This window comes from Corynebacterium sp. HMSC064E08, assembly GCF_001811805.1.
GTDB lineage: Bacteria > Actinomycetota > Actinomycetes > Mycobacteriales > Mycobacteriaceae > Corynebacterium > Corynebacterium jeikeium_D.
Genome location: NZ_KV806698.1, coordinates 499,337 through 521,607, shown reverse-complemented (window position 1 = coordinate 521,607; position 22,271 = coordinate 499,337). Strand labels below are relative to the sequence as shown.

At 57.5% G+C, this 22,271-nt stretch carries 16 protein-coding genes; 9 read left to right on the top strand and 7 right to left on the bottom strand.

Annotated features, from left to right (window positions below):
- Window positions 1-36: 36 nt before the first annotated feature.
- A complete protein-coding gene (gene uvrB / locus HMPREF2820_RS05460; RefSeq protein WP_016422912.1) occupies window positions 37-2,169 on the bottom strand; it encodes an excinuclease ABC subunit UvrB in 2,133 nt (710 codons plus the stop codon).
- 412 nt (window positions 2,170-2,581) lie between these two features.
- Between uvrB and HMPREF2820_RS05455 the strand changes: the two genes are divergently transcribed.
- The 6 genes from HMPREF2820_RS05455 to HMPREF2820_RS05430 all read left to right on the top strand — a co-directional run bounded on the left by HMPREF2820_RS05455 (window position 2,582) and on the right by HMPREF2820_RS05430 (window position 8,114).
- A complete protein-coding gene (locus HMPREF2820_RS05455; protein ID WP_069359792.1) occupies window positions 2,582-3,463 on the top strand; it encodes a type IV toxin-antitoxin system AbiEi family antitoxin domain-containing protein in 882 nt (293 codons plus the stop codon).
- A 69-nt stretch (window positions 3,464-3,532) separates the two neighbouring features.
- Window positions 3,533-4,501 carry an ABC transporter ATP-binding protein gene (locus HMPREF2820_RS05450; protein ID WP_070603160.1) on the top strand — a complete coding sequence of 323 codons (969 nt, stop codon included), beginning with the start codon at window positions 3,533-3,535 and terminating at the stop codon, window positions 4,499-4,501.
- A 24-nt stretch (window positions 4,502-4,525) separates the two neighbouring features.
- The gene (locus HMPREF2820_RS05445) at window positions 4,526-5,374 is read left to right on the top strand and encodes an ABC transporter permease (protein ID WP_048732182.1); all 849 of its coding nucleotides are present in this window, start codon (window positions 4,526-4,528) and stop codon (window positions 5,372-5,374) included.
- A gap of 117 nt (window positions 5,375-5,491) precedes the next feature.
- On the top strand, window positions 5,492-6,733 hold the full coding sequence (locus HMPREF2820_RS05440) for a sensor histidine kinase (protein ID WP_070603158.1): 1,242 nt from the start codon (window positions 5,492-5,494) through the stop codon (window positions 6,731-6,733).
- Window positions 6,730-7,326 (top strand): response regulator transcription factor, encoded by a 597-nt coding sequence (locus HMPREF2820_RS05435; RefSeq protein ID WP_048732178.1) that lies wholly within the window; start codon window positions 6,730-6,732, stop codon window positions 7,324-7,326. Before HMPREF2820_RS05440 ends, HMPREF2820_RS05435 begins: the two co-directional genes overlap by 4 nt.
- 80 nt (window positions 7,327-7,406) lie before the next feature.
- The gene (locus tag HMPREF2820_RS05430) at window positions 7,407-8,114 is read left to right on the top strand and encodes a hypothetical protein (RefSeq protein WP_016422918.1); all 708 of its coding nucleotides are present in this window, start codon (window positions 7,407-7,409) and stop codon (window positions 8,112-8,114) included.
- Here the strand turns inward: HMPREF2820_RS05430 and mprF are convergent.
- Both mprF and HMPREF2820_RS05420 read right to left on the bottom strand, forming a co-directional pair.
- A complete protein-coding gene (gene mprF / locus HMPREF2820_RS05425; RefSeq protein WP_070603156.1) occupies window positions 8,107-10,692 on the bottom strand; it encodes a bifunctional lysylphosphatidylglycerol flippase/synthetase MprF in 2,586 nt (861 codons plus the stop codon). The genes HMPREF2820_RS05430 and mprF overlap by 8 nt on opposite strands.
- Window positions 10,693-10,784: 92 nt before the next feature.
- Window positions 10,785-12,170 (bottom strand): alpha/beta hydrolase, encoded by a 1,386-nt coding sequence (locus HMPREF2820_RS05420; RefSeq protein WP_016422920.1) that lies wholly within the window; start codon window positions 12,168-12,170, stop codon window positions 10,785-10,787.
- 193 nt (window positions 12,171-12,363) lie between these two features.
- On the opposite strand from HMPREF2820_RS05420, the gene HMPREF2820_RS05415 reads away from it, so the two are divergent.
- Entirely contained in the window at window positions 12,364-13,578 is a 1,215-nt protein-coding gene (locus tag HMPREF2820_RS05415) for an aminotransferase class I/II-fold pyridoxal phosphate-dependent enzyme (RefSeq protein ID WP_070603154.1), read from the top strand.
- Here HMPREF2820_RS05415 and coaE read toward each other — a convergent pair.
- The 4 genes from coaE to polA form a co-directional block, all read right to left on the bottom strand.
- Window positions 13,508-14,152 (bottom strand): dephospho-CoA kinase, encoded by a 645-nt coding sequence (coaE, locus tag HMPREF2820_RS05410; protein WP_070603151.1) that lies wholly within the window; start codon window positions 14,150-14,152, stop codon window positions 13,508-13,510. The two genes, HMPREF2820_RS05415 and coaE, sit on opposite strands and share 71 nt — an antisense overlap.
- A gap of 33 nt (window positions 14,153-14,185) precedes the next feature.
- Window positions 14,186-15,277 (bottom strand): glutathione S-transferase family protein, encoded by a 1,092-nt coding sequence (locus tag HMPREF2820_RS05405; protein ID WP_231367199.1) that lies wholly within the window; start codon window positions 15,275-15,277, stop codon window positions 14,186-14,188.
- Between the two features lie 378 nt (window positions 15,278-15,655).
- The gene (gene rpsA / locus HMPREF2820_RS05400) at window positions 15,656-17,119 is read right to left on the bottom strand and encodes a 30S ribosomal protein S1 (RefSeq protein ID WP_005510285.1); all 1,464 of its coding nucleotides are present in this window, start codon (window positions 17,117-17,119) and stop codon (window positions 15,656-15,658) included.
- 282 nt (window positions 17,120-17,401) lie between these two features.
- Window positions 17,402-20,032, bottom strand: coding sequence for a DNA polymerase I (gene polA / locus HMPREF2820_RS05395; RefSeq protein ID WP_070603149.1), 2,631 nt, complete (start codon window positions 20,030-20,032; stop codon window positions 17,402-17,404).
- 459 nt (window positions 20,033-20,491) lie between these two features.
- Here polA and HMPREF2820_RS05390 point away from each other — a divergent pair, with 459 nt between their 5' ends.
- Both HMPREF2820_RS05390 and HMPREF2820_RS05385 read left to right on the top strand, forming a co-directional pair.
- Window positions 20,492-21,082, top strand: a complete 591-nt coding sequence (locus HMPREF2820_RS05390; protein ID WP_049193961.1) for a TetR/AcrR family transcriptional regulator — start codon at window positions 20,492-20,494, stop codon at window positions 21,080-21,082.
- 205 nt (window positions 21,083-21,287) lie between these two features.
- A complete protein-coding gene (locus HMPREF2820_RS05385) occupies window positions 21,288-22,265 on the top strand; it encodes a DUF368 domain-containing protein (protein ID WP_070603147.1) in 978 nt (325 codons plus the stop codon).
- Window positions 22,266-22,271 lie beyond the last annotated feature (6 nt).

Sequence of the window (22,271 nt, the reverse complement as noted above, 5' to 3'; positions counted from 1 at the left end):
ATACACTGTTTTACTTCCCACAACAGTAGCAAAAAACTACTCGACACCGGCCTCAATCATCCCCTTAAGTTCCTTCTTGAGGTCGAAAATCTCATCGCGCAAGCGCCCCGCGAGCTCGAACTTCAACTCTCGCGCAGCCGCGGCCATCTGCTCCGACAGGTCCGCGATAAGCGCCTCGAGCTCAGCCCTCGGCATCTGCTTACCGCTGGCACCATCGGCCGCGCCCGAGCCGTCGGCACGCGAGAGCAGCGCATCAGCGGCCGCACCGGTCTTGCCTTCGTAATCGGTGTCAGCGTTGTCGTAGACCTGATCCAGAATGTCCGCGATCTTCTTGCGCAGCGGCTGCGGATCGATGCCATGCTCGGTGTTGTACGCAATCTGCTTTTCGCGGCGGCGCTCCGTCTCGTCGATGGCGAACCGCATGGAATCGGTGATCTTGTCGGCGTACATGTGCACCTCGCCGGAGACGTTTCGCGCGGCACGACCAATCGTCTGAATCAACGAGCGCTCCGAACGCAGGAACCCCTCCTTATCGGCGTCGAGGATTGCCACCAGCGAAACCTCGGGCAGGTCGAGGCCCTCGCGCAGCAGGTTAATGCCGACCAGCACGTCGTACTCGCCGAGCCGCAACTGTCGCAGCAGCTCAACGCGCTTGAGCGTATCCACATCCGAGTGCATGTACCGCACCTGCACACCATTTTCGAGCAGGTAGTCGGTCAGGTCCTCCGCCATCTTCTTCGTCAGGGTGGTCACGAGAACGCGCTCGTCACGCTCGGTGCGCTTTCGGATCTCGCCGATCAGATCATCAATCTGCCCCTCAGTAGGCTTAACGACGATCTTGGGGTCCACCAGCCCAGTCGGACGAATGACCTGCTCCACATACTCTCCACCGGTCTTTTCGAGCTCATAGTCACCCGGCGTTGCGGACATGAACACGACCTGGCCCACGCGGGCATCGAATTCGTCGAACGTCAGCGGGCGGTTATCCAGCGCCGATGGGAGGCGGAAACCGAAGTCGACGAGGTTGCGCTTACGGGAAGCGTCGCCCTCGAACATGCCGCCAATCTGTGGCACGGTGACGTGCGACTCATCGATGATGGTGAGGAAGTCCTCCGGGAAATAGTCAATGAGCGTCGCGGGGGCCGAGCCCGGCGCGCGACCATCGATGTGGCGCGAGTAGTTCTCAATGCCGGAGCAGAAGCCGACCTGTTCAATCATTTCGAGGTCGTACTCCGTGCGCATGCGCAGACGCTGTGCTTCCAGCAACTTGCCCCGGTTTTCCAGATCCGCCAGGCGTTCGGCGAGTTCGGCCTTGATGTCCGCGACGGCCCGTTCCATGCGCTCCGGGCCGGCGACGTAGTGCGTAGCAGGGAAAATGCGCAGCTCCGGGACTTGGTCGATGACGTCGCCCGTGACTGGATTGAGGTAGTACAGCGAATCAATCTCGTCGCCGAAGAACTCCACCCGCACGGCCTTTTCTTCGTAGGCCGGGATGATGTCGACCACGTCACCTTTTACTCGGAAGGTGCCGCGGGTAAAGGCAATGTCATTGCGGGCATACTGAATGTCCACCAAAAGGCGCAGGAACTGGTCGCGGTCGACTTCCTCTCCCTCCTTCAGCCACACCGAACGGTCGAGGTAGGACTGCGGGGTACCCAGGCCATAGATGCACGAAACAGAGCTGACGACGACTACGTCGCGACGCGACAGCAGCGCTGAAGTAGCCGAGTGGCGCAGTCGCTCCACGTCCTCGTTGATGGAGGAATCCTTTTCAATATAGGTATCGGTCTGCGCGATATAGGCCTCGGGTTGGTAGTAGTCGTAGTACGAAACGAAGTACTCGACCGCGTTGTTTGGCAGCAGGCTGCGGAGCTCATTGGCCAGCTGGGCCGCCAGCGTCTTGTTCGGTGCCATGACGAGGGTTGGCCGCTGCACCTTTTCGATCAACCACGCTGCGGTGGCTGACTTACCGGTACCCGTGGCACCCATCAGAACGACCTCGCGCTCGCCTCTATCTAGGCGCTCCGACAGTTCCGCGATTGCCTGCGGCTGGTCGCCCGACGGTTCGAATTCACTGATGACCTCGAAGTTTCCCTCAGCGCGCTCGACTTCACCGACGGGCCGGAACTCCGAGTGTGCGAGGACGGGTTGCTCTGCTGCAAATGCCATAGTTCCCAGCGTAGCGAAGGCTGTCTTGAAAGCGGCTGGTTACGTTACTTCCTGGGGCTTTGGGCTATCCAGGGCTGGGGCCCAGGGCTGGGGTCCAGAGCCTAGGAGCGGCTGTCGAGTTCCGGACCAACATTAAAATCGGCACAGATTTGGACAAGGCTGGCATAAAGTCGGTGCCAGGCCAGCAAAGGCGGGTTCCGCTTCACCAGCTGGCCCTTAGTGCGCAGCGGCTGGCTCGTGGTGAAGCGCAAGCCGTCTTATCGATGGTCCACGGCTGCGAGGCTGCGAGGCTGCAAGGCTGCGAGGCTGCGGGAGGCCTGGGTTATCCACACCCTGAAAGTTGTCCACAGATTGGACACGGAGCCTCTCTCACAGAAAATCCCCTGGGCCGCAAAAGCTTAGAGTCCCGACCATGGGAAGTTTCACCACGGCCGAGTTGCGTGCACTCGGCATCGGAGAGAAAAAGACCAGAGCCCTCCTACAACAAGGCAGGCTAACTAAATTGGTACGAGGCCTCTACATTGACGACCACTCTCCCGCCTCAGTCGCCCGAGCAATCACGGGGCATTACAAAAGCATTGCGCTAAGCGGTAAAAGCGCAGCTCAAATCCACTTGAGACTTCCCCTGACACTTCCTATCCAGGCAGAGGGCGCGGGATCAGTTCAGGCCGAGACCTTCTCCATTAGGCACAGTCGTCTGCCGGCCTACACCGACATCAATGGCCTCCCAGTTGTCGAAGCACTCTGGGCAGCACGAGCTTCAAAAGACTATGCACGCAGAATCCTGGAAACACACTACGCCGGCCGGGGCGGCGAGAAGCGACTCAACCACGACCTCAGCCGGATGCGGAAAGTCCCCGCATGGCTGCGTGAAACCATCACCACCACGCCGATTGGCTCATGCAGCGAACTCGAGCGCAAGCTGGCCCGTCCACTAATCAAGCGCGGGTACCGCATCCGAATGAACCAGTACATCGGCCCCTACTGCTTCGACATCCTGCTTGACCAGTGGAAAATAGCCATCGAAGTTGACTCAGAGAAGTACCACGCCAACGAGGACTCGTTCATCACAGATCGCTGGAAGACCAACTCCGGCACGCTGCACGGCTGGATAATCCTAAGGTTCACAGACTCATGCATCAATTGGAATCTCGACAGCGTCCTCGACGAAATCGAGCAGGCAATCCGATGGGTACAAAAGCGCCGTCCCCGCGTGGACTATAAACCAGGATGGCCTGCCTGCCAGAAAGTCTGGGAGTGGAATCCAACGGTTGGCTACGCCAACAAGCAATGACACCTGTCATGGGCAATTCGTGACACCACCTATACGTCCATACCTCTAATCCGCGCTGAACTTGGAACTATGAATCCGGACGTAATTCTCGAGTTCTCCAATATCACCAAGCAATTCAGCAAAGGCCAGGTAACCGCACTCGATGATGTCAGCGCCACCGTCCGCCGCGGTGAGGTCGTCGCCATCCTCGGTGAAAACGGCGCAGGCAAAACCACACTTATCGATCTCATCCTCGGCCTGACCACACCCACCGCCGGCCGCATCGAAGTCAACGGCCAATCATCCAGGAACGCGGTCAATGCTCAGCAGGTCGGCGCTATCTTGCAGACGGGCGGTTTGCTTCCCGACGTAACGGTCGAGGACACACTCAAGATGATTGCCAGTGGCTATTCGGAGCATGTGGCGTTGGCGGACGTCGTAAAGCAAGCGCGGCTGGAACCCTTGCTGAAGCGGAAAGTCGGTAAGTGCTCGGGCGGTGAGCAGCAGCGATTGAAGTTTGCGTTGGCCCTGCTCGGTGATCCGGAGTTGATTGTGTTGGATGAGCCGACAGCGGGGATGGATCCGAGTGCGCGGCGCAATTTTTGGGCGGATATTCATGCCCGGGCGGAGCGTGGCACGACGGTGTTGTTCACCACGCATTACATGGATGAGGCGGAGGATTGTTCGAAGCGAATCATCATGCTGCACAAAGGGCGTATCATGGCGGACTTGGATACGCCGAGCATGCTTGCGCTGAGTAAATCAGTGCTGGTTGAGGCTAATTTTCCGGGTGCGGCACCGGAGCTTTCAGAGCGCACTGAGGTCGATGAGGTCACCTGGTTGAGTAGCGCTGCTGGGGAACCGGCCGGGACCAGTAGGCGCGTGCGGCTGCGGACACGGGATTCGGACTCACTGCTTCGTCACTTGGTAACGGAGACGGATGCGACCGACTTCACGGTCCAGCGCGCGAAGCTTGATGACATTTTCATTTCTATGCAGCGTGACGCAGATGTTGCAGCTGATGCCACGCCCGATGTCGCCGTGGCTGCTGGGAACTAAAGGAAATAACTGGAAAGGATTGCCATGACGTACACCGCGACTGAAACTTCGTCCGACATACCCGGCGCGACTGCTGGTACCAGCGCAACAAAGCTAACCGAATCCCACGGCCTGTCGACATACATCGCCATTCAGATCAAACGCTATCTGTCCGACTGGTCGAACCTGTTCTTCTCCATCGGCCTGCCCATCTTGTTCTTTCTGGTGTTCGGTGCCTCGCTCGACCGCGGCGGCGATGCCTTCCCTCACGGCAATGTCACCGCCTACGTGATGATTGGCATGGCTATTTACGGCGGCGTCACAGCAGCGGTGGCCAGCGCCGGACAAACGATTATGGAGCAAACCACGGGATGGGGTCGCCAGCTTGCGCTGACACCAATGTCGACGTCGCGTATTGTACTAAGCCAGGCAATTCTGGTGCTCTTCGCCGCAGTGTTGCCGATTGCGGCAATGTATCTTCTCGGCCTCGTCATCGGCACCGAGATGGAGCCACGGGCCTGGATTGTCAGCTTCATTCTCTGTGTTGTAACCTGTCTGCCGTTTGGTTTCTACGGCTATGCCTGGGCACTGCTGCTGCCGAAGCCGTCAGCGCTCAGTATCGCGTCGGGCTCGATTGTCGTGCTGTCTTACCTCGGCAACCTCTTTATCCCGATGCAGGGCGCGTTGCTGGCAATCAGCCGCTTCACGCCGCTGTTCGGTTCTGTGACTCTGTCGAGGTATCCGCTGACCGCAGGTCTTACTCCCAGCACGGATACTGGTGCAGGACTCTACACCGAGCCACTGTGGGTGCCCATTGTCAATGTTGCAGTTTGGAGCATCCTGCTAATCGGCTTCTGCATATATCTGAACAAGCGCGAGAAGTCGCGGCTGTAAATAACGCGGCGAAACACGGCTAGATAGCAAACCCAAGCGATAGCCATCGCCTCCATCTAACCTGTGACTAACGAGACCAACTTCCCTCTGCCACCGACCGAGACCGCCTAGGCATCTATGACAACCACTTTGCGACGCAGCTTCAGCCATCCTTTCCAGGGATTCCATGTCTACTCCGCACTGTCGGCTGGCATCTGGATTGTGGTTTTACCCTTCGTCTTCTTCGGTTTCGGCGCCGAAAAGGTCGCTCAGATAACTGCGCTGATTGTCAGCTTTGCGCTGGTGTACATCTTCATCTGGGGCTCACTTCACTACTATCCTCGCGGCTGGTTGCAACGAGCTCGCAACATACTTGCCCTGTGCATAGTCGCAGCGTTCGGCCTGCTCTCCATCCCGCTTGTGGGAAACGGCGCCAGCGCATTCCTGCCATTTGTCGCAGCATTGCTCAGTTGGATGCTGCCCATCATCCCCGCCATCCTCAGCATTGGCGTGCTCGGCGCAACAATCGTTACCATTAGTCATTTCTTGGCTCCGGAAAGCGGTCTCATCTTACCCATCGATGCCCTGTTTTGGGCCGTCGTTGTCTGCTGCGTTGTTCAACTCAGCAGGTTCTCCCAGGAACGAGCCCAGCTCAACCAGGAAATTGAGCTCAGCCAGCAGCGCGACTCCATCGCCCGCGATGTCCACGACGTGCTGGGCCATTCGCTGACGGTCATCTCGCTCAAATCTGAAGTCGCGCGGCGTTTGGTCCACACCAACCCCGATGCCGCCGCTGCCGAACTCGAGGCCATCACCGCTCTGTCGCGCACATCGCTTGCCGAAGTCCGCTCAACAGTCACACGCATGCGCCAGCCGGATCTCGCAGGCGAGCTCGCCGCCGCGCGGGCATTCCACACCGCACACATTGAGGCTTCACTTCCCGACGATTCCAGCGGTGTAACCACCAATGCGAAACTCTTCTCCTGGGTGATTCGCGAGGCCACCACCAATATCATTCGGCATTCTGAGGCGAAGAATGTCTCAATCGAACTCACACCATCCAGCGTGGAAATCATCGACGATGGCATCGGCTTCGACATTTCCGACCTAGGCTGCGATTCCTCCGCGGCTACCACGGGCGAAGGCCAAACTGTCGCCGCTGGTGGATTGGCTGGGCTGAAGCAGCGTGTCCAGGATGCTGGCGGTGACCTCATTATCGAGTCCGCACCAGGTCGCGGCACTCGCCTTGTGGCCACGATGACGCAGTCACGCTTGCAGCGCTCGCACCGCTCCCACCACGCGGGCCGTTCATCCACCACAAGCTCCAAAAACCACCTCACTGACACAACCGTCACCGAATATGCGCGGGAGAATAGATGATTCGCGTTCTCATAGCTGATGATCAGCACCTAGTTCGAGGGGCTTTAAAGGCTCTACTGGAAACCGAACCGGACTTGGACATCGTGGCTGAAGCCGCCGACGGCATTGAAACAACGCAAAAAGTCACCGAGCAGGACGTCGATGTCGCGCTTATTGACATCGAAATGCCGCGCCTCAACGGCATTGACACCATCGCGAAAATTTCTGACCACTGCCGCTGCCTCGTCGTCACTACTTTTGCTCGCCCCGGCTACCTCAAACGCGCACTTCAGGCCGGTGCCAGCGGATTCCTGGCAAAGGACACGCCTCCTGAGCAGCTCGCAGAAGCTATTCGACGCGTCCACTCCGACCTCCGAGTCATCGATCCGGCCTTGGCCGAGGCCTCACTTTTCACGGCCGACTCTCCCCTGACCGACCGCGAAGTCGAGATCGCTCGACTGATTCTCCAAGGCGCTGATACGGGCACAATCGCCGGCCAGCTCTTCATTGCCAAGGGCACGGTGCGCAATCAGGTGTCGTCAATTATCACGAAGACGAATACCTCAAACCGCGTCGAGGCCGCGAAAACTGCTCGCGACAATGGTTGGCTCTAGAAAACAGGTCGAAATACCGCCCTGATTTTCATCGAATCGTTATTACTTTCATAGTGCGAAAACTCCCTACTGCCCACTGCGTGACGCCTACGAACACCCACCACACCTTTGCTTCACGACGTGCACTCATCGCCGGTATCCTCGCCACAACCGCATTGACCTTCACCGCCTGCTCTCAAAACGACGGCGCAGTAACTAGCCAATCGGCAGCTGACACCGCCACCATGACTCAGACTGACGGCAACGCATCAAACGCAAACTCAGAGAATAGGCCGAACCCAACCGGCTCAAACTCTGATGCTGGCGGCAGCAATAACGGTGGCGCTGCCGGAAACTCCGACGACACCTCCGACGATGCAAATTCTTCCGAGACGGCCCCATCACAAAATGGTGGACAAACCAATGGGGATACCGAAACCACGTCTTCGTCGTCAAGCGAAAATGCAGACATCGGCCAGGCGATGAGGGACATCATTTACAGCAACTCGTCGCCGGGGACCACGTTTACCGGGGGCGAGGAGATGACTGTTTACGTGTATGGCGATGGTTACCGCACGAATCTGGTCGTTGCCGGGCCGAATACCAGCTGTGAGTTTACCACCGAGGTCTTCCATCAGCAGACCGACGGTCTCAACGCCACCGCTGATAACATTCGCGATAATTTGAAGCCGAATATTCAGGCAACGAGCCCTGCGACCGGCCAGACCTACGATGTCAGCTGCGGCACGCAGGGCGATGGTGTCGTGGCGTGCAGCGGCGGAAACGACGCACGGATTTATATCAATTAGCGTTGATTGCCATTTCGGGAGCAGGCATTTCGTCTTCACTCGTTGACAGCGCAATTGCTGAATACTGCCCTGGCCGATTGATCAGTTTCGACAGACTTGCGGTAATGGCAGGCAACGATTTCACATCGGTGTAGGTCAAGTATCGAGACTTCCATACAGGCTTGAACTTTTCCTTGTAATTACGCAGCCCGCGGAAGTTATAAATCCGGCCTCCGTAGTTGTACACCAGATAGATGGTTTTTTCGCTGAGCCTGGAATGCGGCCGCGCACCGGTATTCGACATTGGTGCCATACCAAAGTTGAACTCGGTATATCCACGGTCTTTTGCCCATTCCATCAGATTCACGAAAATGCCATCCATCACTCCATCTGGAGCATCAGGTCGAATGCGCATCAAATCCACTGACGCAACCCTTTGCCCTTGCGGCATTATCGAAGCAAATCCTTCGACACGGTCTGAATCCGCCGATCGAACAACTGCAATCGGTGCACGTGACAGATAATTCTCATCAAAGAAACCGAGCGAGAAGCTCATTTCCGTGCGTTTTCCGAGCCACTCCTGCGATGCGTCTCGCAATTCCGTAATGAGGTCTGGGCTGTACGGTGCCTCGGCAATTTCAAAAGTACAACCAGAGCTTTCTAACTTGTTGTACATACGTCGGAACGTCTTGCCCTTATTACCGACTCGGGTGAAACCCGAAATATCAACCGTCGCATCTTCACCGAGTTTGACCAGGCTCATGCCCTCATTTACACATCGAGCCAAATGGTCTTCGCCCACTTCATAGAATGCGACCGAGCACTGAAAGGTATCCGCATAGTCAATAAAGTCCGCGAACAGTTGATTGAAGGCATCCGGGTCGCCGAATGGATCACCGAGTGCAATCAAGGTCGTGCCATGGGGGCGGTACAGCAACGCTGCACGGTCCGCACCATTTCGCTTATCGACGGTAAAGAAAACCTGCTTATCGCCTAGGTAATACAGATGCGAAAAAGCATTCCCGCCCCATTTTTCAATCAGGGCCTCGAATCGACGTGTCTGCTCTTCGTTTGGGGCTTCGAACTCCGGAGCGCGACAGCGAGAAAACAATACTGCAATTGCCACAGCACATGCGAGCATTACGTAGAAAAGAACCATTGGCCAGTGAGTATTGGCATGCGGGGATGGTGCGGGTACATTGACCACCTTATTTACCCGAAGCGCATGCCAACTCGAAAGAACGATTGGAATAGCAATCGCCAGAGCTGCCGTTGGTACGAAACTACTCCACTTTAATGGGAGTGGATCTCGATCAAACGCACTGCGAGACGCGAATAGTGCAAGTGCAAAGACCCCAAGATAAATAGCCTCTTCGTAGTCGATTCCGCGCACTAGACACGCAACCGCTGCCACCCCAAGCAGCACTAAAACCAGCTGGTAGCAGCGTCTGACTCGTTGGTTAATTCCGCGAGCCAAGATAAGCAACATGACGGCGATAAACAGCACTGTCAAATGCGATGCACGCCGGACAGTGCTCGGCAAAACTTCTTCGATAATCCGAATACGTGAAGCAATTTCAGGTGTCAGCGCCGAAACAAAGAGCAAAAGACTAGAGAAAACGGTGATAACTGCGAGTATCCGAGCCATGACACGGTGCGGAAAATCGGACTCGAGTTCTTTCACGCTGTCGGAGACCCAAAAGACCGCCGCCAGCAGCCACGGAACGATGTAATAGAAAACGCGGTACAGTACAAGGCCAAGCAGAATATGGTTAGTGTCGAGGCCAACTTTGGCGCACAGCGCAAACACTGTGAGGTCGAAGCTACCAGCTCCTGCAGGCAGGAAAGATAGCAATCCGGCCAGAGTGGCGGTTGCAAAAATAAAGATAGCAATCGGGAGTGAAAACTCCGGTGTGAACACCCGAACGCATACCCAGAAGAACAGCCCAGCTGCTGCCCAATCAACGACTGAGGTGCCGAGAAGATACCACTTTTCCCGCTTTCCTATCTGCGCAAAAGTCGTTTTTCTTAAATCAATTACGCCAAGTTTAAATCTATCCGCTAAGAAAAACAGCGGCAGATAAAAACATGAGATTATGGCGACGACAATTAACCAGCCATCGAAATGCACTGCGTACGGCAACGTTATTGCCAACATTACGAATAACCCGAGTAGGTTGGCAGCCCACACACTTGCCGAAACACCAATGGACTTACCTCGGTCCGCACCCGCCCAGGTATAGTATTTCGCACGGATTGTACCTCCGGTGAGCCCACCGAATCCGGCGAAATTATTAAAGGCCTGCGCAATCCAGCCAATCTTCAATGCTTCGCGTGGCGACACCTCCACACCGGCATATTTGGAGGCGACCAAGTCGTAGAGTCCCGTCGCACTGAACGCAATCAGACCTAACACCATGATGATTGCGTTTACGTGCATCGACGTATCAGCAAAAATTTCTCGAAGTTGGCTTCCTGAAATGGCGGCAAACTGGCCACGAGCCACAAGCACGATAATGGAGATTATCGCGATATAGAAAACAATCTTTAAGATTTTTCCGTGCGCCTTAAGCCACTGGTACAAGGATTGCATCGTCATACCTTTAACTCCGATCTTTAATTTCGCAGATGATCTAAACCAGACAGCCATACTTTTGATGGCCGCATCGAGAAAAATAGTGTTCTTGTGTTCTAGTGGCTTTGCGCCCGGATAAGATTCATTTTCTCCGCAAGCCAGGGGAGCTCGTCGTCAAGCGCGCGATCCCACACTTTCCATTCGTGCGTACCGGAATAGGTGCGCTCTTGGACGTCCATTCCCTGTTCCCGTCCGGCTCGGCAGACTTTCCACAGCCCTTCGATGACATCTTTAGATTCCTCATCGCCTATGGAACAGAATGCGGAATAACCTGTGAAGTCTTCGCCAGAAGCGAAAATCGATAACGGATTATTTGCCTCAAACGTGGCCTTGTCGCCACCAAAGCCCTTCTCGATTGTCGTCTCAAGGTTGTGCAGATTTGGGAACTCCTCGCCTGACATGTCCAGCACGGTACGATACGGGCCTCCCTTACGGCTGAGAACTTGCATCGCGCAGGTACCACCATTGGACAATCCACCTACTGCCCACGACTGCGGTCGAGTATCTACTTGGAAATGTTGCTCCAACCACGCCGGTACGTCATGTTCCAAATAGGTTGCGACCGCCCCATTTTCAGTGTCGGAGCAGAGCGGATTCTTGAAGCTCGAAGATAGCTGATCAACTATCGCCACAATCGGCGCCAAACCATTGTGTTGCTCAGCAAAGCGATCCATAGTATTTTTCAGGTCGCCGTTTACCAGCCAATCCTTCGACGTACCCGGCTGTCCTGGCATCAGTACAAGCACAGGCAGCAGAGGACGAGGTCGAGCGAAATAGGCAGCTGGAACATAGATAATGGAGGAGCGCGGAGAAAAGTCAGTAGCAGGGATATCTGCTTGCACGAGAACGCTGCTATCAGAGCTCAGTTTTTCGACTTGGCGTGGCCGCCACCGTTGTTCCAAGGATGTTTGTTTTGCCGACTCACTGTCACCGGGACGATAAACATCCGCGACCGGCGCGAGCCCATCTACCTCGCCAAAAGCCTGCACTTTGCCTGGTCCGCGTAGCACCTGGGCCAAGTTTGCATACGTGCCATAGTGAATATTGGGAACGGCATAGGCGCCGAGTACTGATAATGAGCAGACGAGAAGACCCGCAATGATGCGCCTAGGCTTCTTGGAAAACGCAATTACAACTAGAGCAACGATGCCGGACAAGCCAGATGCGAATGGTCCGAAAACTTCAATACCGATGTAGTCCGGGATCGGTCGCCACACCTTATTAAGCACATACCAGCCGATGGTGCTCACCACAGAGACAGCCACTACAATCGCGCAAACTTGAATTAGTCCCGATTTTCTAGAGCTGTTCCCCTTTGCAACCAGCCAAAGGAGAAACCCGAGAGTCAGCAGCATTAGTATAACTGCGATAATTTCTGGAACTCTGCCACGCAGCTGTACCAATTTGGCAGCCTCAAGGGCGTACCACGACCAATCTTGCATGCGGTAAAGACTATTTTTTAAAAGGAAGAGAATGCACAGAATATCTGAAGCTCTTATCTAGAATTGTCGCTTCGATTTGTAGCGCTCAGAGATGGCACGCCAAAGCTGGTGTACACAGCTTCGCGGACTGACGACCATCACATCCTGCAGCTTCATGCTTCGAACTCATGAGATTCCACCTACAGTAAATACCATGACTGTTTCCCGCTTGCGCCCCTTCGGCGAGACCATCTTCGCCACCATGTCCCGCCTCGCTACCGAGCACGAGGCAATCAATCTTGGGCAGGGCTTCCCCGATTGGGATGGGCCGGCGGAGGTGCTCGCGGAGGCGCGACATCAGATAGCTGGAGGAAACAACCAGTACGGCCCCGGCCGCGGCATGAAGGTGCTCCGCGAGGCTATCGTCGCCGATCGCGCCCGCCGCACGGGGCAGGTCTACGACGCCGACGCCGAATGCCTCGTCACGGTCGGCGCCACGGAGGCGATTGCCGCCACCGCCTTGGGGCATCTCGAACCCGGCAGCCACGTCATCGTCATCGAGCCGTACTACGACTCGTACAAAGCCGCCATCGCACTGGCTAACTGCACATATACCGCGGTGCCGCTCATCCCCGCAGCTTCCGGCACGGCACGCTCCTGGTCGCTCGACCGCAGCGCGCTTGCCGATGCCGTCACCGCCAAAACGGCCATGATCATCATCAATTCGCCGCACAACCCCACCGGCACCGTCCTCGCGGACGAGGACTTGCAGGCCATCGCCGATGTCGCCATCGCAAACCATCTACTCGTGCTTGCCGACGAAGTCTACGAACGCCTGTACTTCAACGGATTGTCACACTCTTCCATCAGCGCTCTGCCCGGCATGCGCGAGCGGACCATTGTCGTGTCCAGTGCCGCAAAAACCTTCAACGTCACCGGCTGGAAGATTGGCTGGACGCTCACCCCGACCGAGCTACTCGATGGCGTGGTTAAAGCCAAGCAGTTCTTGAGCTATGTCGGTGCCACTCCCCTTCAGCCAGCCGTCGCCCGTGGCCTGCAGGAATGCGCACCGTGGGTGGACGAACTGGCGGGGCAGCTCGAGGGCAACATGCGGCTCCTCGCCGATGGCTTGGAGGGCCTTGGCGCCGATGTCTTCACGCCGCAGGCGGGGTATTTTGTCGTCGCCGATGTCTCGAGCTGGGGGCTTGGCGACGCCCTGGAGACCTGCACCCGGCTGGTCAAAGAATGCCGCGTCGCAGCCATCCCCGTCACCGCTTTTGTGGATGACCCAGAGTCAGAAAAGTACCGCTACCTGGTACGGTTCGCTTTCTGCAAGCGCGCCGAGGTGATTGAGGAGGCTATTGCGCGGCTACGGGATTATCTTGCTGCCCGGCCTGCAGCTGGCGAATCTGATTCAGCGGCTGAATAATCCGCTCCCAAATCCGGTCGACCTGGCGCACGAGGTCCTCCTCGGTGCCTGAGTTTTCCAGAACCACGTCGGCGAACTGCAGGCGCTTATCATCGCTGATTTGCTTAGCGATGCGCTGCTTCGCATCCTCTCGGTCTACACCGCGGCTTTCCACCAGACGGTCGAGACGGACCTCCACCGGGGTATGCACAACCACGACGAGGTCTTGCGCTTCCGACTGCCCCATTTCAATCAACAGCGGAGAGTCAAAAACAATGATGGCGTCACCTGCCGCGTTGAACTGCTCTTCGGTGCGCTGCTCAATACGCGGGTGGGTAATGGAGTTCAGCAGCTCCGTCTTCTCCGCTGATACGAAGGCCCGCTTCGCAAGTTCGCCGCGATTGAGGGAGCCGTCGTCAAGCAAAATGCCCTCGCCGAAAGCTTCGGCGAGTTCGGCCAGCGCCGGTTCCCCGGGTTCGACGACATCGCGAGCGATCTGATCAGCGTCGATGATGACGGCACCGAGCTCGGCAAACCTACGGGCGACCGTAGATTTCCCACTGCCCATGCCACCGGTTAGTCCTACTTTGAGCATGTCTCTAAGGGTACGTGGACACGCCCCCGCACGTTAGTGCTTTACGACGAGATCCTCGATGCGGTGACCCTCTTCAACGGGATCTGGGTTGACTGGGGCCGGGGCGGTGCCGTTACCGAATGGGCTGCCACCAAGGGCCTCACGGCCGTGCGGCTGGAGCAGGTCAGAGAGCTCCGGCCCCTTCGGGACAATCCCTAAAGGATTGAGGTCGCGATGGACTTCGTAGTAGTGGCGCTTGATATCGACGAAGTCAGTGGTGTCGCCGAAGCCCGGAGTCTGAAAGAGATCACGCAGGTAGTTGTATAGAACCGGCATCTCGGAGATCTTGCTCCGGTTGCACTTGAAGTGGCCGTGGTAGACGGCATCGAAGCGGATGAGGGTTGTGTAAAGGCGAATGTCGGCCTCAGTGATGTGGTCGCCCATGAGGTAACGGCGGGTCTCCAAGCGCTCAGAAACCTTGTCTAGGGCATTGAACAGCCGGTCGTAAGCCTTGTCGTAGGAGTCCTGCGAGCCTGCGAAACCACAGCGGTAGACGCCGTTGTTGATCTCGGTGTAGATGAACTGCATAAGCTCATCCATTTCCTCGCGCATCTCCACCGGGTAAAGATCCGGGGCGCCTTCGCGGTGGAACTCGGTCCACTCGGTAATGAAGTCCAAGGTGATCCAGGGAAAGTCATTGGTCACGACCTCGCCCGACTCGATCTCGACGATGGCCGGAACAGTAATGCCGCGCTGGTAGTCCGGGAAACGCTTGAGGAATGCCTCCTGGAGGCGCTCGTAGCCTAGTACTTCGTCACGGCCACCTGGTCCCTTGTCGAATGCCCAGGAGCGGGCATCGTGCACTGGCCCTGGAATTCCGACTGAAATTGCATCTTCCAAGCCGAGCAACCTGCGAACAATAAGCGTGCGGTGTGCCCATGGGCACGCGCGAGCCGCGATGAGGCGGTAGCGACCGGCTTCAACGGGCCACGTCTTAATCCCCTCGCCTACTTCGCGACCATCCTTAACAATCCGGTCATTGATATAGCGGGTGTCGCGGTTAAAGTCTTTGCCCTCCTGGGAGTACACACCACCGGTGGAGTGGGAGGAATCCTCTACGTGATTGGCCTGATTCTTTGTTGTCATGTCACCAATCATATGGGCAGAAAGATAGGCTGTCAACGGCAGTAAAGACCGCCAGAGCCACCAAAATCGACAGGACCACCGGGGCATTAGAGTCATTAGGGCCATTAGGACGGCTTGCGCTTCGCCAGTAGCCGGTTACTGTGCAGCAAACTACTTCTGGTGAAGCGTAAGCCCGCCCTAGGCAACAGCGGTGCCCCCTTCATGGCCCAAAGCTCCATCACCCGGACCAAAGATGCAGCAAGCCCCCAAGCCGCCGCTATAAGAACAAGGCCGAGCAGGTGCCCGTCGTAAAGCAAAGAAGGCACGAAAAAGCCCCAGCGAGGAAAACCTCGCCGGGGCAATTTCTCAAAGGGACGTGTAAGCCCTTAGCGGTCTAGCTTAGTTGCCAGCCAGCTTCTCGCGCAGAGCAGCGAGCTGCTCGTCGGAAGCCAGGGTGCCGCCTGCATTGTCTGCAGCCGGTGCGGCCGGAGCAGCCGGAGCTGCCTCGCCGGACTCGGAGGAGTAGTTCGAAGCGGTCTCTGCAGCCTCGGCAGCTGCAGCGCGGTGACGCTCGATCTGGGCAGCGTGCAGCTGGTGGTGACGCTCTGCCTCTGCGTAGCGAGCCTCCCACTCTGCGCGCTGGGTCTCGAAGCCCTCCATCCACTCGTTGGTCTCCGGGTCGAAGCCCTCCGGGAAGATGTAGTTGCCCTGCTCGTCGTAGGAGTCGCCCATGCCGTACTTGGTCGGGTCGAACTCTTCGGTGAAGTCCTCGTCAGCCTGCTTGAGGGACAGGGAGATACGACGACGCTCGAGGTCGATGTCGATGACCTTGACCATGACCTGCTCGTCGACGGAGACAATCTGGTCCGGAACATCGATGTGGCGGGAAGCCAGCTCGGAGATGTGAACCAGGCCCTCGATGCCCTCCTCGACGCGGACGAACGCACCGAACGGAACCAGCTTGGTGACCTTGCCCGGAACAATCTGGCCGATTGCGTGAGTGCGGGCGAAGACGCGCCACGGATCTTCCTGAGTAGCCTTCAGGGACAGGGAAACGCGCTCGCGGTTCAGGTCGACCTCGAGAACCTCGACGGTGACCTCGTCGCCAACCTGGACAACCTCGGACGGGTGGTCGATGTGCTTCCAGGACAGCTCGGAAACGTGAACCAGGCCGTCAACACCGCCGAGATCGACGAATGCGCCGAAGTTGACGATGGAGGAAACGACACCCTTGCGGACCTGGCCCTTCTGCAGCTGATGCAGGAACTCAGAGCGGACCTCAGACTGGGTCTGCTCGAGCCATGCACGGCGGGACAGAACGACGTTGTTGCGGTTCTTATCGAGCTCGATGATCTTGGCCTCGATCTCCTGGCCGATGTACGGCTGGAGGTCGCGGACACGACGCATCTCGACGAGGGAAGCCGGCAGGAAGCCGCGCAGGCCGATGTCGAGGATCAGGCCGCCCTTGACGACCTCGATGACGGTACCGGTAACCGGCTCGTCGTTCTCCTTGAGCTGCTCGATGGTGCCCCAAGCACGCTCGTACTGAGCGCGCTTCTTGGACAGGATGAGGCGGCCTTCCTTGTCTTCCTTGGTCAGGACCAGCGCGTCGATCTCATCGCCAACTTCGACCACTTCGTCAGGGTCGACATCGTGCTTGATGGACAGTTCGCGGGAAGGAATGACACCTTCAGTCTTGTAGCCGATGTCGAGAAGAACCTCGTCGCGGTCAACCTTAACGACGGTGCCCTCAACGATGTCACCATCGTTGAAGTACTTCATCGTCGAGTCGACAGCGGCCAGGAAATCCTCAGCGGTGCCAATGTCGTTGATGGCAACCTGAGGGACGTTAGAAGTGGACATATAAGATGTGCTCCGAAGCGGATAGAAATCGAAAAACGGACAATTTCGGCCTTGCCCCTCAAAGAAACCCCTGGACAACCGGGCCAAATCCGCTTTCGGCGAATCTCACCATTGGCAATTAGTTAACCCGATGTCCATGAAGCTCGAGGCTGCAAAGTCGGCACGCTAATGCATACCTAGCGAACAATACCGATTTGAGCTGCGACATTCAAGTCCGCAACACATCCGCGGCAAGCCCGCATCAAGTCCGCCGACCAGCACTACGGCCCGACCTTCGCACCACTAATGCGCAGCAGTATCCCAGTTCACACCAGCACCGATGGAAGCATCCAACGGCACCAGCAATTCAGCCGCCGAGTCCATCTCGCGATGCAACAGCTCCTTGATGGCTCCCTCTTCCCCATCTGCAACTTCCACAACCAGTTCGTCATGAACCTGCAGGAGGACACGTGAGCGCAACCCGCCCCGTCGTAAAGCATCGTCGACCCGGAGCATCGCAATCTTAATAATGTCTGCCGCCGACCCCTGAATCGGCGAGTTCAATGCCGCACGTTCCGCGTTATCGCGAGCGATGCGGTTGTCGGCGTTGAGTTCCGGCAGGTAGCGACGACGATCGAACATCGTGGCCGTAAAGCCGTCCTTGCGCGCCCGCTCAACAACCTTGTGCAGGTAATCGCGCACGCCACCGAAGCGCTCGAAGTAGTCCTCCATGAGCTTCTTCGCCTCGCGCTGCGGAATGTCGAGCTGCTGCGCCAGACCAAAAGCACTCAGACCATAAGCCAGTCCGTAGCTCATCGCCTTCACACGACGACGCAGCTCGGGCGTAACCTCATCGATGCCGACACCGAAAACCTTCGAACCGACGTAGTTGTGCAGGTCCTCGCCCTGGCGGTAGGCCTCAATCAGCCCCGGATCCTGCGACAGGTGCGCCATCACGCGCATCTCAATCTGCGAGTAGTCCGCGGTGATCAGCTGCTCATAGCCATCGCCGACCACGAACGCCTCACGAATCCGTCGCCCGAACTCCGTGCGCACCGGGATGTTCTGCAGATTCGGCTCCGTCGACGACAGACGCCCCGTCGCCGCGACCGTCTGATTAAAAGTCGTATGAATACGGCCATCATCAGCGACAGCCTTGATCAGCCCCTCCACGGTCGACTTCATCTTCTGCGACTCGCGAAACTTCAGCAGGTAATCCAGGAACGGATGCGGGTTGACCTTCGCCAGCCCCTCAATTTCCTTCGCCGCCGTGGAATAGCCCGTCTTCGTCTTCTTTGTCTTGGGCATTCCCAGCTGGTCAAACAGAACCTCTTGCAACTGCTTCGGCGATCCGAGATTCAGCTCAGGCTTATCGACGAGGTTGCGGGCCTCACTCTCCGCCTCATCGGTAGCCGCCTGCGCCTGCTTGCGGAGCTCCTCGAGCGCATCAACATCGACAGCGATACCGGCACGTTCCATCCGACCCAGCACTGGGGCGAGCGGGACTTCCAGGTCGGCGTACACGCTGTAGAGCCCGGCCTCGTCGAGTTCGACAGCCAATCGCTCAGCCAGGTCGATGACGGCGGCGACATGGGAAGCGTCTTCGGCCGGGCCATCGAGCAGGGTCATCTGGCCATCGGCTTGCGAAAGAGTCTGGCCCAGGTGACGCTGGACGACATTGTCCAAGCTGTAGCTGCGCTGGCTTGGGCGCAGCAGATACGCGGCCAAGAAGGTGTCGTGGATGACCCCTGCCAGCTCGAAGTCGTAGTTCCAGAGTGCATGCATGGCCGATTTAGAGTCATGCACCAACTTCGGGTGGTCGCCAGCGAGCCACTCGCACAGTGCGTCGGCATCTTCGGCGGAAAGATCACCCAAGTCGAGAGAAACAGCCTGGCCGGAGGTCTTGCCCTTCTCATCTGCGGAGCCAATCATCAGGGTGTGCTCCCCGACCTGCAACGCGGCCGGCTCGTGCAGATTATCGAGCCAGGCAGCCAGGGCACCGTCGTCAAGCGAAACAGCCTCGAGCTTTGTCGCGCTGTCGCTGGTGGAAGCGGTGACGCCCGCGCCTTCGATGGAGAGGGTGCGGAACACGCGCTCGCGAAGGTTGTCGCCGAATTCGAGGCGGTCGAAGAAGTCGATGATGCCCTGGGCGTCGGCGGGACGGAGCTCGAGCTCGTTCGGACCGTACGGCAAGGGCAGATCCTTGACCATTTCGGTGATGTCGCGGTTCAGCTGGACGTTTGCGACGCGCTCGCGGAAGTTATCGCCAACTTTGCCGCGGATTTCGTCAGCGTGGTCGATGAGGTTTGCCAGCGTGCCGAACTGAACGATCCACTTCGTCGCGGTCTTCTCGCCGACCCCCGGAATGCCCGGGAGATTGTCGGAGGGGTCGCCGCGGAGAGCCGCGAAATCCGGGTACTGAGTCGGCGTCAGACCGTACTTCTTCTCGATAGCAGCAGGCGTGAAGCGATGCAGCGTGGTGACGCCGCGCATTGGATAAAGCACCGTCGTGGTGTCGTTGACCAACTGGAACGAGTCACGGTCACCAGTGACGATGAGCGTTTCGAAGCCCTCAGGCTTGGCTTGGGTAGCCAACGTCGCGATAATGTCGTCGGCCTCGTAGTTGTCCTTTTCCAGCGTGACGATGCCCATCTCTTTCAGCACCTGCTGAATAAGCGGCACCTGACCACGGAATTCCTCAGGAGTCTTCTCACGCTGAGCCTTATACTCCGGGAAAATCTCGTTGCGGAACGTCTCGCGGGCGACGTCGAAGGCGACCGCCACGTGCGTGGGCTTTTCCTCGCTGAGGATATTGGACAGCATAGAAAGGAAGCCGTACACCGCGTTCGTTGTCTGACCACCGGTGGTTGAGAAATTATCCACCGGAAGGGCAAAGAACGCGCGGAAGGCCATGGAATGACCGTCGATAAGCATGAGGGTCTTCTTCATGACATCCCAGTGTAGGAAAATATTGAACAGCGTAGGAAAACTGAGATGCGCGCTGAGGAATCGCGAGCTGCGGAGGATGAGCTGTTGGCCAGTCAGCTTCAGTGAACAATAATTACGGTAATCAGGCTGTATTTTGAAACGGGTTCAGTAGCCCCTTAGCCCACCTGAACAGTGATTCGCAAGAGTGAGCCTCTCGAGCGTCGCTTGGCACCTGGTTTCAGTTTCCGAAATGCTGTAATCCAACTTTAATATTCGCCTTATTTTCCTGGAGTTTTTCCATATTTTCCAGCGATTGTTCAACAGCATGCACGGAACCTGCCCCAAATGAGACACCTAGAAATTACCCCCTCTTTGAGGTGGCCGCGAAAACATATCACCACGTCCTGCGCATGCCTCTGAAATCAATTGGCGTAGTTACGCTTTCATGGCTTTAGACTCTTCAGCATGAGTGAGTTCGATTCGACCGATTTCCAACGGAGCGCCCAGTCCACCCGCGAGCGCATCATCGCGGCTGCAGCTCGGCACTTCGCGCGCAAGCCTTTGCGAAGCGTGCCGCTGAAGGAAATTGCCAGCGATGCGGGCGTTAGCGCGCCGCTCATCATCAAGTACTTCGGCTCCAAAGAAGGTCTCATGGCCGAACTGATTGACTTCAGCCAGTTCAAAGGCACACTCAGCCGAGCTCCCTTCAATGAACTTGGCCAGCGGATGGCCAGCGCTATTTTGACTGGTCAAGGAATGGCCGGACAGTCCATGATTCCGCTGATTGTCGGATCCCTCGACTCCGAGGAAACCGCAAAAGTCATTGCCGAGCGGTTCAATGAAGCTGTTGCAGATGACTTGATTCGCCGCGTCGAAGAGGACGGACCGGAAGACGTTAGCCACGATGCTGCTGTGCACCGCAGCCAGATGGCTATTTCCCTCTGCGTCGGGTACCTAGTTCTTTCTGATACTGGTCTGATTGATGAGGCCAACGCGCCGAGGATTTCGGTGGAGGCCCTGGGCAGCTGCCTGCAGCAAATCATCGAACACGGCTAAGAACTGAGCACGGCCAAGGAAGCAGCTCCACTGCCCACCGCCTACTGCCCCCACTGCCACCGACTACTCCTGCGTAACTCACTGAATCAGCAGCGCCATCCCAGGCGCTGCTTTTTTGTTTTGTGTCCTTAATCGCACCCCGAAGCCACTAATACACACACGGAAATACGCTTCTTCTCAGGTGGAAGACATACAATGGCCTGCGATGTCTACTGAAAATACGAGCGCTCCTGGCGCAGAGTCGACCACGCTGCCGACCACGAGCCCCTACTCTGAAATCCCGAAGCCGACCCCGCTGGGTGTCATCGCCAACGCAGTTCGCGGTGGCCTCATTGGTCTCGCCGAGACGATTCCGGGGGTCTCCGGCGGCACCCTTGCGCTGATCACGGGCATCTACGGACGCCTGATTGAATCGGCAAAGCGCATCACCGACCTGCCGCGGGCAATGTCGAAGGGCACCTTCAAGGAGGACCTTCGCAGAATCGACTGGTGGCTGCTCATCCCGGTGGCTATCGGCATGGTTGCCGTGGTCTTCTCCATGGCAGGCGTCATGGAGAACTTCGTCACCAACCAACCAGTCGCTTCCCGAGCACTGTTCATGGGCATGATCGCCGCCTCGATCACCATGCCGCTGAACGAGCTACAGCCGGGTGCTCTGCGTCAGCCGGGCATGCGCGGCAAGGCCATCGCCGTCTTCCTGTTCTTCAGCATCGCCCTGTTCGCGCTTACTTCCCTGCCACAGGCCGCGCCGACGCAGCCGCCTCTCTGGCTTGTACTCATCGCCGCCTCGATTGCCGTGTGCGCACTGGTTCTGCCGGGCGTTTCGGGCTCTTTCTTCCTGCTGGTCATCGGACTCTACGCACCGACCATGGGCGCAATTCACGACCGTGACTTCGCCTACATCGGCACGTTCTTCGTCGGCGCGCTGATCGGCATCGTCCTGTTCATCCGCCTCCTCGAATGGCTGCTGAGTACGCACCAGGCGCTCACGTTGGTCGCCATGTCCGGCCTCATGCTCGGTTCGCTGCGCGCTCTCTGGCCGTGGCAGACCGAAGACAACGAGCTCCAGGGCATCGGCTCCGACTGGGGACTCGCCCTCGGACTGTTCATTCTCGGCGCCGCAATCGTCAGCGTCGTCGCTTATGCGCAGCGCCGTTTTTCTAATTCGGGGTCGATGGACTAAACTAGT

Excerpts from the sequence above, each read along its gene's own strand:
- uvrB (WP_016422912.1), bottom strand. The coding sequence starts at position 2,169 with ATGGCATTTGCAGCAGAGCAACCCGTCCTCGCACACTCGGAGTTCCGG.
- HMPREF2820_RS05455 (WP_069359792.1), top strand. The coding sequence starts at position 2,582 with ATGGGAAGTTTCACCACGGCCGAGTTGCGTGCACTCGGCATCGGAGAG.
- HMPREF2820_RS05450 (WP_070603160.1), top strand. The coding sequence starts at position 3,533 with ATGAATCCGGACGTAATTCTCGAGTTCTCCAATATCACCAAGCAATTC.
- HMPREF2820_RS05445 (WP_048732182.1), top strand. The coding sequence starts at position 4,526 with ATGACGTACACCGCGACTGAAACTTCGTCCGACATACCCGGCGCGACT.
- HMPREF2820_RS05440 (WP_070603158.1), top strand. The coding sequence starts at position 5,492 with ATGACAACCACTTTGCGACGCAGCTTCAGCCATCCTTTCCAGGGATTC.
- HMPREF2820_RS05435 (WP_048732178.1), top strand. The coding sequence starts at position 6,730 with ATGATTCGCGTTCTCATAGCTGATGATCAGCACCTAGTTCGAGGGGCT.
- mprF (WP_070603156.1), bottom strand. The coding sequence starts at position 10,692 with ATGACGATGCAATCCTTGTACCAGTGGCTTAAGGCGCACGGAAAAATC.
- HMPREF2820_RS05420 (WP_016422920.1), bottom strand. The coding sequence starts at position 12,170 with ATGCAAGATTGGTCGTGGTACGCCCTTGAGGCTGCCAAATTGGTACAG.
- HMPREF2820_RS05415 (WP_070603154.1), top strand. The coding sequence starts at position 12,364 with ATGACTGTTTCCCGCTTGCGCCCCTTCGGCGAGACCATCTTCGCCACC.
- coaE (WP_070603151.1), bottom strand. The coding sequence starts at position 14,152 with ATGCTCAAAGTAGGACTAACCGGTGGCATGGGCAGTGGGAAATCTACG.
- HMPREF2820_RS05405 (WP_231367199.1), bottom strand. The coding sequence starts at position 15,277 with ATGACAACAAAGAATCAGGCCAATCACGTAGAGGATTCCTCCCACTCC.
- rpsA (WP_005510285.1), bottom strand. The coding sequence starts at position 17,119 with ATGTCCACTTCTAACGTCCCTCAGGTTGCCATCAACGACATTGGCACC.
- polA (WP_070603149.1), bottom strand. The coding sequence starts at position 20,032 with ATGCTTATCGACGGTCATTCCATGGCCTTCCGCGCGTTCTTTGCCCTT.
- HMPREF2820_RS05390 (WP_049193961.1), top strand. The coding sequence starts at position 20,492 with ATGAGTGAGTTCGATTCGACCGATTTCCAACGGAGCGCCCAGTCCACC.
- HMPREF2820_RS05385 (WP_070603147.1), top strand. The coding sequence starts at position 21,288 with ATGTCTACTGAAAATACGAGCGCTCCTGGCGCAGAGTCGACCACGCTG.